Origin of the sequence: Vibrio sp. 10N.261.52.A1 (genome assembly GCF_002876325.1) — a bacterium.
Lineage (GTDB): Bacteria > Pseudomonadota > Gammaproteobacteria > Enterobacterales > Vibrionaceae > Vibrio > Vibrio chagasii.
Window position 1 is genome coordinate 1 of record NZ_MCYD01000055.1, and the last position, 3,888, is coordinate 3,888.

The 3,888-nt window shown below is 41.2% G+C and carries 5 protein-coding genes and 1 pseudogene; 3 read left to right on the forward strand and 3 right to left on the reverse strand.

Going from position 1 to position 3,888, the window contains the following annotated elements; genetic code table 11:
* Positions 1-292, forward strand: a 292-nt coding sequence (locus BCT81_RS00720; RefSeq protein WP_102422985.1) for a riboflavin synthase, incomplete at its 5' end; no start/stop codon positions are given.
* Between the two features lie 100 nt (positions 293-392).
* Here the strand turns inward: BCT81_RS00720 and BCT81_RS00725 are convergent.
* Both BCT81_RS00725 and BCT81_RS00730 read right to left on the reverse strand, forming a co-directional pair.
* On the reverse strand, positions 393-596 hold the full coding sequence (locus BCT81_RS00725; protein WP_102422986.1) for a CPXCG motif-containing cysteine-rich protein: 204 nt from the start codon (positions 594-596) through the stop codon (positions 393-395).
* Positions 597-654: 58 nt separating this feature from the next.
* Complete coding sequence (locus BCT81_RS00730) at positions 655-1,521, reverse strand: fructosamine kinase family protein (protein ID WP_102422987.1); 867 nt, start codon at positions 1,519-1,521, stop codon at positions 655-657.
* Between the two features lie 505 nt (positions 1,522-2,026).
* Between BCT81_RS00730 and BCT81_RS00735 the strand changes: the two genes are divergently transcribed.
* The gene (locus tag BCT81_RS00735; RefSeq protein WP_008217871.1) at positions 2,027-2,371 is read left to right on the forward strand and encodes a DUF3802 family protein; all 345 of its coding nucleotides are present in this window, start codon (positions 2,027-2,029) and stop codon (positions 2,369-2,371) included.
* 114 nt (positions 2,372-2,485) lie between these two features.
* On the opposite strand, the gene BCT81_RS00740 is transcribed toward BCT81_RS00735, so the two are convergent.
* Positions 2,486-2,971 (reverse strand): NlpC/P60 family protein, encoded by a 486-nt coding sequence (locus BCT81_RS00740; protein WP_004742241.1) that lies wholly within the window; start codon positions 2,969-2,971, stop codon positions 2,486-2,488.
* A 104-nt stretch (positions 2,972-3,075) separates the two neighbouring features.
* Between BCT81_RS00740 and BCT81_RS00745 the strand changes: the two are divergent.
* Positions 3,076-3,888, forward strand: a pseudogene (locus BCT81_RS00745) (methyl-accepting chemotaxis protein); the annotation flags it as partial.

A 3,888-nucleotide genomic window follows, 5' to 3' on the forward strand; every position in this document is an offset into this window, starting at 1 on the left:
GGCTAAGTTAGTTGAAGTTATCAAAACGGAAAATAACCGCACACTTTGGTTTGAACTACCAGAAACATCGATGAAATATGTTCTAAGTAAAGGGTATATAGGTGTTGATGGTTGTTCACTTACGATTGGTGAAGTGGAAGATAACCGCTTCTCTGTACATTTAATCCCAGAAACCCTGAATCGCACGCTATTTGGTGGCCGTGAAGTCGGTGACGAAGTAAATATCGAGTTTGATCCTCAAACTCAAGCGATTGTTGATACTGTTGAACGCGTACTAGCAAATCAGAAGTAACTAACAGCCCCGTTCAATTTGCGTTGTTCGATTTACGCAGATCGCTAAATTAAAAAGAGCACCCATGTGCTCTTTTTTGATCTTGAGTGAAAATCTTGGATTAAAACACCTGCTCATCGTCGGCATCGATCGACAGATTGATTCTGTCTCGAACTTCGTCGATTTGCATATCTAGGTGGATGGCATTGCAACACGCAGGGCAGTCATCGTAAAAGTCTTGGCTGCCATTGGAGGCATCGAGCGTTATATTAATACCGTGCCCGCAATGAGGACAGGAGACATGTTTCTCTGTGTATTTCTGCATGACAAATTCTCCTCAAGCTAACTTATACCACCTGACTGCTTATCTATTGTGATAAGTATTACACAGCCTGAATCTTCTGAATGCACGCTTCTGTTTGTGCCAGATATTCACCGCCAAATTGATTACAGTGATTAAGAAGGTGGTACAAATTGTAAATGTCTTTTCGATCAGTATAGCCAACGTCAAGCGGCATGACGCTTTGGTATCCTTCATAAAACTCAGGTGGGAAGCCCTGAAACAATTCAGTGAGCGCTAAATCACACTCATGGTCGCCCCAATAACAAGCAGGGTCGTAGCAAATAGGACCAAATGCTGAATTAGCCACATTACCATTCCAAAGATCACCATGAAGTAATGAAGGGCGAGGGTTGTGGCCAGCAAGTCTCATGTTCACCATCCCAACAATGTCGTCAATATCCCCGAACTCGATACCTTTCTCCTTTAGCAGCTGGAGTTGGAATCCGATGCGTTGTTCTGAAAAGAAACGGCCCCATTTTTTATGCCAGGGATTTGGTTGAAGCGTGCTGCCGATGTAATTGTCTTGGTCGCAACCAAACTCTTTTTGCTCACCCCATTGATGAAGTTTGGCAAGCTGGACACCAAAGTCATAACTGTTGTTGCCTGTCTCAAGTGGTTTGGTAGGCAGATAGTTAAGAATGATAAACGAGCACTCTTTAGTTTTACCAATCAGCACCAGCTCAGGTACGTAGACTGTTGAAGTCTCTCTTAATAAACGTAGGTTCTCAGCTTCAATCTCAAACTTAGGTAGGAACTCTCGCTGATTCACCTTAACGAAGTAACGTTCATTACCGTCGCTGATCATATAGCAATCGTTAATGTCACCACCGGGAACCTTAACGCGCTCGGAAATCTGAAAATTGAATAAGAGTGTGTCTGAAAGCTGTTGAGAAATGGCCTGCCACATAGGAAATCCTCAATGAACTGTTGGAGTGAAATACTATCGTTTGATAGCAATAGTTTAGGACAAATCTGAGTGATTTATAGACGTTCTGGTCAATGTTCTCAGCACTAGTACAAGACAGTACAGATCAATTAACAGTTTTGTGAACTCTGACTGTGTGAATGCCTTTGATAAATCAGTAAAAAGTGAATGGCCAATCGCGAAATAGTTGGAACAAATATCACGTGCGACACCAAATAACCTTACTTCCACTAGAAAATCAATAATAGCTTGGTATGGTTGACGCGCTATTGCTAAAGAGAGCTTTGAGATGTTGTGGTTTGAGCTGCACGGTAATTATTATTGAATCAGCTGCTTCGCGTATTATTGATTCAATTTTGAACTTAAATACTAACAAAGATCATTTTAATCCTCGTTATAGCAATAAAATGATGACAAATGACTTCATATACATAGTATTAGCCTAATACGTATTAATCTGCCTTAGAGCTTAAAACGGAGATTTATTGTGGTTGTAGAAACCGATGGCTACCTAGCTTTGATCGAGCACTTATCATTTAACCTAGATGTATTTACTAACGGTAACGGTGATACTGGAAACGAAAGTGTCGAAGACATAGTAACTGACATGATTTCAAGCAACATTATGGCGATCTTCGAGCAAAACCCTGAGCTGCATTCAAGTGTACGTTTTCAGTTGCTTAAAGAAGCGGATGCCGTGGTTGCAGATCTAGGGGAAGTGCTTGCAGGCGTGTGGGCTAAAAAAGCGACGAACGAACAGATTGTTTTTTTGGATGAATATATCGCATTGGTGAAGAACCTGTTTGATACTGCAGTAGCAAAATACGATTAACCTCTATTCGTCTTTACTGACTATTTTTGTGGTTAGTACTCTTTATTGATGGGACTGAAAGCGTAGCACCTCTATGAGGTTGCCTTTAATTCGATTGGTGGCCTCGCAAATACACTATATGCGCCTAAAGTGCCAAAATTTAGAAGCCCAATATGGGTTATCTAGCCTAGATATAATCACACCTTTCGATGTAGAAGCATGTAGGAACTGGTTATTCCCCAAATACACACCTACATGCCTAACGGTGAAAGACGTCTTGAAAAACACCAAATCTCCACTCTTTGCTTGTTCATAAGCGATTTCAACGCCTTGTTTACTCTGATCTTTTGTTGTTCTTGGTAGTGCTTGCTGTGTCGCATTTTGCACGGCAATTTGAACGAAAGCTGAACAATCCACGCCTCTGAATGAAGTTCCACCGAAATGATAAGGTACGCCTTTCCACTGCTTGTACACACTCATATAAGCATTAGTAGTCAATTGTTCTGACTTTGATAGAGGTTTATTTGCAATTTGGCTGTTTTTAGAAGGGGATGGTGCTGAACTACAAGCTGTTAATGTTGCGAAAGTTATTGTAACTGCAAGCATTTTTCTGAATTTCATATGTAACTCTTCTGAAAGAAAACTGAAATAAAAGCGTAATGAAGGGCTTCTAGTATACCGACTAACTTAAGGATATCTCTTTTTGTAGTCAAACTGGATTTCGCATGACTGACACCAATTTATCGGTAAAACCCTCACGTTATACATTCTCGCTCATTCAAACGGTTAGTGCCGTATTTATTTCGATCCTTCTACTTGTCAGCTTTTTATCTATGGTCAGTATTCGTGGCATAGATCGAGTAGGAGGTTACTTTGATACTCTGTCTGAACAAGCTCTGCCACTCGCTCTGCATAACGCAGAATTAACACAAAGCGTATTAGAACAAGTAAAACTACTCACTTATAGCACCCAATCGACTGACTTAGATACACTAAACCAAACACGTAATTTGATCGATGAACTCGCTGTAGAGAGTAACAACACGCTCGAGGAACTCCTTTTTATCTCCCAATCTTTTCCTGATGCGATTTCTCTTGAACAAAAGCAAAGCCTTATCGACGATATGGCACGGCTACAACAAATGACCAACACGGTTCTTTCTGCACAAATTGAAATACAAAGTAAGCAAAATCTGATCGACAGTAAAATTGCTGAGTTTCGTTACGGCGTAGGGTCTATCGGTCCTGAAATGAATCGTATTAGCTCATTCTTAGTGGAAGATAATCCAGAGGCGAGCGATGCGGCGAACCGCTTTACCTCGAGTGCATCTGCGATGGCCAATACTTTCTTAATGTTGATGATGCAAAACGACCTAGAGAAAGCAGAAGATGAATATCGTCAATTGAGGAACCGAATCGCAGGTCTTAACTTGGCCTACAGTGATTTCTCAGATTGGCACCCGGACATTGTCGAATTCGCGAGCCTAATCGCCCCTTATGAAATGGTAAAAGAGGGCTTTACAGAAGAGGGCGTGATC